The following is a 6,081-nucleotide window of genomic DNA, read 5'->3' on the forward strand; positions in this document are numbered from 1 at the left end:
AATAGTGGAACAAGTCTACGATATATACCTTACCGGTGATTTCACCGAAGGCACCAAACCAGAAACCGCCATTGCCGCATTTGCGCGCGCAGCCGGCCTCTCAAGCATCAAAGCAAAAAGTCTCTTCGATAACGCACCCAGCCTGATTAAAAAAGGCGTGGCCGAGGCCACAGCCAAAGCCTACCAGGCCAAGCTGCAGTCAATCGGCATTATTACGCGCCTGGAGGCCGTAGAGGCCACTAGCGCAGCTGCCGCACCTGTGCCAAGCCCGGCTACAGCTGAGGCCCACGCAGATGTGCAGGCCAGCAACCCCAACAGCCGACGCCTTGTGCCATTTGTGTTCAGTGGCGAAGGCTATGAATTTTTCAAAATCTGGATTGTAAATATCCTTTTGGTAATGGTTACCCTGGGCATCTACGCACCCTGGGCTAAAGTGCGCACCACACAATATTTTTACGGTAATACCAATTTGGATGGAGCGACCTTCGCGTTCACGGCAGACCCGGTAAAAATGCTCATTGGCCGCTTGATCGCTTTGGCGCTATTGATTGCCTACATGGTTGTCAACGCGCTTTCGCCCATCGCCGGCATTGTGATTGGTATTGGCCTGTTTTTCCTATTACCTTGGGTGGCCAACCGGTCCATGGCGTTTTATGCGCGCAACACCACCTACCGCAACATTCGCTTTGCGTTTGAAGGCGACTACTGGAATGCATTCAAAACGTTCATCCTGTGGCCCCTTGCCGGCATGCTAAGCCTTATGCTGTTAATGCCATTGGCTATCAAAAAACAACAAGAGTACGTGATTAACCGGCACCGTTACGGCAACAAGAGCTTTACCTTTGATGCCAAAACCGGCGCCTTTTACAAGCTGTTTTTGATCGCCCTGGGTATTTTTGTTGTGGGTATAATTGCAGGCTCCGTACTTGGCTTCGTACTGAAGCCGCTGTCGGTTGTAGGTGTAATGATTGCCTATGTGTTGAGCATTCTTTACTTCATGGTCGGCCTAAACAACATCATCTTCAACAACAGCTCAATTGCCGAGCACAATTTCAAAGCCAATTACGAGCTGAAATCTTTCTCGCTGTTGATGGTCGGCAACTTTCTGCTGACGGTGATTACCTTCGGCCTCTATATTCCCTGGGCCTTGGTGAAGCTTGCTAATTACGCAGCCAACCATACACAGCTAGACGTTCAAGGTGACCTTGATAAGTTTGCCGCTGTTAGCCAGCCAGACCCATCGGCATTTGGTGAAGAATTTGGCGATGTCTTCGACATGGAGGTTGGGTTTTGAGTGAACCCCTCACTCTTGAAGGCACCTGGCAAGACGGCGCTTCTAGCGCCTCTTGCCAGGCGAAGCTCTTTTTTATGGGCGATAAAGTTACCCTCCAGGCAACCAATGGAGACTACTTCGAAAGCACCTTAACAGAGCTTAAGCTGTCGCCCTCCATCGGCCGCACGCCTCGCTATATTTCGTTTGAAAACCACCACGGCCAGTTTGAAAGCCTCCAGTTTGATCTGCTAACAAAGCTTGATGAGCGCATTGGCAGCCCGGCCATGCAGCTTATTCACCGGCTGGAAAATCACCTGGGTTTGGTGTGTCTCGCTACCGTTGCAGTATTGTTTGCATGCTTTAGCTATTTTTACTGGGGCGTACCTTATGCAAGTAAGGTGATTGCCAACAACCTGCCCGAAAGCACGCTGCAACAAGCCGCGGATGAAACCTTTGAGATTCTACGTGTACGCTATCTTGAGCCCACTGCACTCAGTGAAGAAACCCAGGCACGGTTAAAATCAAAAGCACAGGCCTTCGCGCCCGATTACTCCATAGAAAAACTCCATTTCTTTGCAAGTGATAAATTGGGTGCCAACGCATTGGCACTGCCCGACGGGACGATCATCTTCACAGATGAGCTCATCGCATTAACCGATGGCAACGATGATGAAATGCTGGCGGTATTCGGGCACGAGCTGGGCCATTACCACCAGCGCCATTCATTGCGCCAGCTATTGCAGAATTCGGCCATCGCCGTCACCATCGCCATGGTTGGTGGTGATGTGAGCGCACTGGGTGATTTGGTGCTTACCTTGCCCGTAGTGTTTAGCCAGCTTGCGTTTTCACGTAAGTTTGAACTGGAGGCAGATAGCTACGCAGGCGACATGCTTGAGAAAAACGGGCTCGAGCGAGAAGCCTTTGTAAGTATTCTCACCAAGCTGCACAACCACTACAAGCTTTGCAAATCAGGCGATAAGGATTGTGAAGAAAGGGCCAGCATCATGAAGTATCTGAGCACACATCCTCATTTAGAGCTGCGCATTAAAGCTGTTAGCGGTGAAACACAGCCCTAAGCTTTAAGGGCATTAAGAGATCCGCTGAATATTTTTCAAACTACCCAAAGCCCGCATCACCGCGGGCTTTTTTATGCCCGCAATCAAGCGCGAAGCAATGTAATAGCTACCCTCACCTTCGGCAAACACAGCCAGGCCCGACCATCCGCTGAAAAAATTGAGAGCGGTGCTCTCACTACAAGCGCTACGTGGGAGATGCGTTTTAGCTGGCAGAAGAGTGAGCCGAGCAACGGCTAATCATCGCTGCGCGTGATGCGGCATACCGACGCTGACGCGCCCCTACGCAGTGCGGTGCGGCCGGCGAGGTGCGGCCGGCAAGGTGCGGCCATCCGCTTGCAGCACAAGCTAGGTCGCATGGGCCCGGTATTTAGTGAAAATAAGAAATCGTGTTCCAAAAAAACAAAACCCCCGTGGGAATCCAGCGGGGGTTTTGTTTTTTAGAAGCTTGACGACCGGCTGTCGCCGGCCCGGCCCAATGCTAGCATTGGGCGTTCGCCATTCGCAAATTGTTTGGTCCGACACTTCGGTTTGCGTCGCTGCGCGTGATGCGGCATTCCGACCATGGCTCACCCGACTCTCGCATGGGGGCGAGACGGGACGGCCACCCGGGCGCGTTTAGGTTGCGACCAGCAACCTGCGCTGGCTCGCGCGGCCAGCTATGCTGGTCGCCGGACCGCCGGTCCGACGCCTCGGGAGCGGCCCCATGACCGCCAAGGATGGCGGGAATGCCGAACATGCAGGAGCATTATTCGGCCAGGTAAAGAGAGGGTGGTGCGGCACTCCGACTTTCCCCAGGTGGGAGTAGGACATTGCCCACCTACATCCCAGACAAAGAAAAACGCCCTGCAGGATAACCTACAGGGCGTTTTAATTTAGAAGCTTGACGATGTCCTACTCTCGCATGGGGAAACCCCACACTACCATCGGCGCTAAGTCGTTTCACTACTGAGTTCGGAATGGGATCAGGTGGTTCCAACTCGCTATGGTCGTCAAGCAAACTGGTTTGGTCTGTGGCTGGTCTTACCTGAGTTATCAGGGCCTCTTCACTGAACCAAATAGGGTGGTAAATGACCTCCAGGGATGGAGGGAATCAGGGTAATGCAGGAGCAATTACCGTGATCAAGCTGTAATCTTTGCTGGATGAACGGTGGTCAACACACGTGTTCAACTTCATTTGCTTTGCCTTTCGGCTGTTACGTATTTCTTCAGATCGTTGGCCAATCAAACAGACTTTCGTGTCAGTCAACACAATCGTTTCTGTTATATGGTCAAGCCTCACGAGCAATTAGTACGGGTTAGCTCAACGCCTCGCAGCGCTTCCACATCCCGCCTATCAACGTCGTAGTCTTCAACGGCTCTTTAGGAGACTTAAAGTCTCAGGGAGAACTTATCTTGAAGGAGGCTTCCCGCTTAGATGCTTTCAGCGGTTATCCCGTCCGAACGTAGCTACCCGGCAATGCCATTGGCATGACAACCGGAACACCAGAGGTTCGTCCACTCCGGTCCTCTCGTACTAGGAGCAGCTCTTCTCAATTCTCCAACGCCCACGGCAGATAGGGACCGAACTGTCTCACGACGTTCTAAACCCAGCTCGCGTACCACTTTAAATGGCGAACAGCCATACCCTTGGGACCGGCTTCAGCCCCAGGATGTGATGAGCCGACATCGAGGTGCCAAACACCGCCGTCGATGTGAACTCTTGGGCGGTATCAGCCTGTTATCCCCGGAGTACCTTTTATCCGTTGAGCGATGGCCCTTCCATACAGAACCACCGGATCACTATGACCTACTTTCGTACCTGCTCGACGTGTCAGTCTCGCAGTCAAGCTGGCTTGTGCCATTACACTAACCTCCTGATTTCCGACCAGGATTAGCCAACCTTCGTGCTCCTCCGTTACTCTTTGGGAGGAGACCGCCCCAGTCAAACTGCCCACCATGCACTGTCCGCAACCCGGATAACGGGCCGACGTTAGAACCTCAAACATACCAGGGTGGTATTTCAAGGACGGCTCCACCACAACTAGCGTCATGGTTTCAAAGCCTCCCACCTATCCTACACAAATAGGTTCAAAGTTCAGTGCAAAGCTACAGTAAAGGTTCACGGGGTCTTTCCGTCTAGCCGCGGGTACACTGCATCTTAACAGCGATTTCAATTTCACTGAGTCTCGGGTGGAGACAGCGCCGCCATCATTACGCCATTCGTGCAGGTCGGAACTTACCCGACAAGGAATTTCGCTACCTTAGGACCGTTATAGTTACGGCCGCCGTTTACCGGGGCTTCGATCAAGAGCTTCGCATAAGCTAACCCCATCAATTAACCTTCCGGCACCGGGCAGGCGTCACACCCTATACGTCCACTTACGTGTTTGCAGAGTGCTGTGTTTTTAATAAACAGTTGCAGCGGCCTGGTTACTTCGACCACCAACAGCTTACGGGGCAAGCCCTTCACCGTCAGTGGTGCACCTTCTCCCGAAGTTACGGTGCTATTTTGCCTAGTTCCTTCACCCGAGTTCTCTCAAGCGCCTTGGTATTCTCTACCTGATCACCTGTGTCGGTTTACAGTACGGTTCTTTGTTACCTGAAGCTTAGAAGCTTTTCTTGGAAGCATGGCATCAACCACTTCGCTCAATAAATTGAGCTCGTCATCAGTTCTCAGCCTTAGGAATCCGGATTTGCCTAAATTCCCAGCCTACAACCTTAAACACGGACAACCAACGCCGTGATGGCCTAGCCTTCTCCGTCCCTCCATCGCAGTAACAAAAAGTGCAGGAATATTAACCTGCTTCCCATCGACTACGCATTTCTGCCTCGCCTTAGGGGCCGACTAACCCTGTCCCGATTAACGTTGGACAGGAAACCTTGATCTTCCGGCGGGGGAGTTTTTCACTCCCCTTGTCGTTACTCATGTCAGCATTCGCACTTCTGATACCTCCAGCATGCCTGACAACACACCTTCAACAGCTTACAGAACGCTCCCCTACCCCGTGTCATAAGACACAGCCACAGCTTCGGTTGCTAATTTAGCCCCGTTACATCTTCCGCGCAGGCCGACTCGACTAGTGAGCTATTACGCTTTCTTTAAAGGATGGCTGCTTCTAAGCCAACCTCCTAGCTGTCTAAGCCTTCCCACATCGTTTCCCACTTAATTAACATTTGGGACCTTAGCTGGTGGTCTGGGTTGTTTCCCTCTTGACGACGGACGTTAGCACCCGCCGTCTGTCTCCCGGATAGTACTCACTGGTATTCGGAGTTTGCATGGGGTTGGTAAGTCGGGATGACCCCCTAGCCCAAACAGTGCTCTACCCCCAGTGGTATTCGTCCGAGGCTCTACCTAAATAGATTTCGGGGAGAACCAGATATCTCCGGGCTTGATTAGCCTTTCACTCCGATCCACAGGTCATCCCCTAATTTTTCAACATTAGTGGGTTCGGTCCTCCAGTCAGTGTTACCTAACCTTCAACCTGCCCATGGATAGATCGCCCGGTTTCGGGTCTATTGCCAGCGACTAAAACGCCCTATTAAGACTCGGTTTCCCTACGGCTCCCCTAAACGGTTAACCTTGCCACTGACAATAAGTCGCTGACCCATTATACAAAAGGTACGCAGTCACACCACGAAGGTGCTCCTACTGCTTGTACGCATACGGTTTCAGGTTCTATTTCACTCCCCTCACAGGGGTTCTTTTCGCCTTTCCCTCACGGTACTGGTTCACTATCGGTCAGATGGGAGTAT

General features: G+C 52.1%; 2 protein-coding genes and 2 rRNA genes (1 of these 4 cut by a window edge). 2 read left to right on the forward strand and 2 right to left on the reverse strand.

The window, feature by feature from the left end; translation table 11 throughout:
* Window positions 1-4: 4 nt before the first annotated feature.
* Together L1F30_RS15125 and L1F30_RS15130 are read left to right on the forward strand one after the other, a co-directional pair.
* The gene (locus L1F30_RS15125; protein ID WP_253357411.1) at window positions 5-1,294 is read left to right on the forward strand and encodes a YjgN family protein; all 1,290 of its coding nucleotides are present in this window, start codon (window positions 5-7) and stop codon (window positions 1,292-1,294) included.
* Window positions 1,291-2,349: a M48 family metallopeptidase gene (locus L1F30_RS15130; protein WP_253357413.1), complete on the forward strand. Its 1,059-nt coding sequence runs from the start codon at window positions 1,291-1,293 to the stop codon at window positions 2,347-2,349. Before L1F30_RS15125 ends, L1F30_RS15130 begins: the two co-directional genes overlap by 4 nt.
* Window positions 2,350-3,227: 878 nt before the next feature.
* On the opposite strand, the gene rrf is transcribed toward L1F30_RS15130, so the two are convergent.
* Window positions 3,228-3,343: ribosomal RNA gene (rrf, locus tag L1F30_RS15135) — 5S ribosomal RNA — on the reverse strand.
* Between the two features lie 270 nt (window positions 3,344-3,613).
* Window positions 3,614-6,081 (reverse strand): 23S ribosomal RNA (locus tag L1F30_RS15140) (it continues 418 nt past the right edge of the window).

The organism is Simiduia sp. 21SJ11W-1, assembly GCF_024138675.1.
Taxonomy (GTDB): domain Bacteria; phylum Pseudomonadota; class Gammaproteobacteria; order Pseudomonadales; family Cellvibrionaceae; genus Simiduia.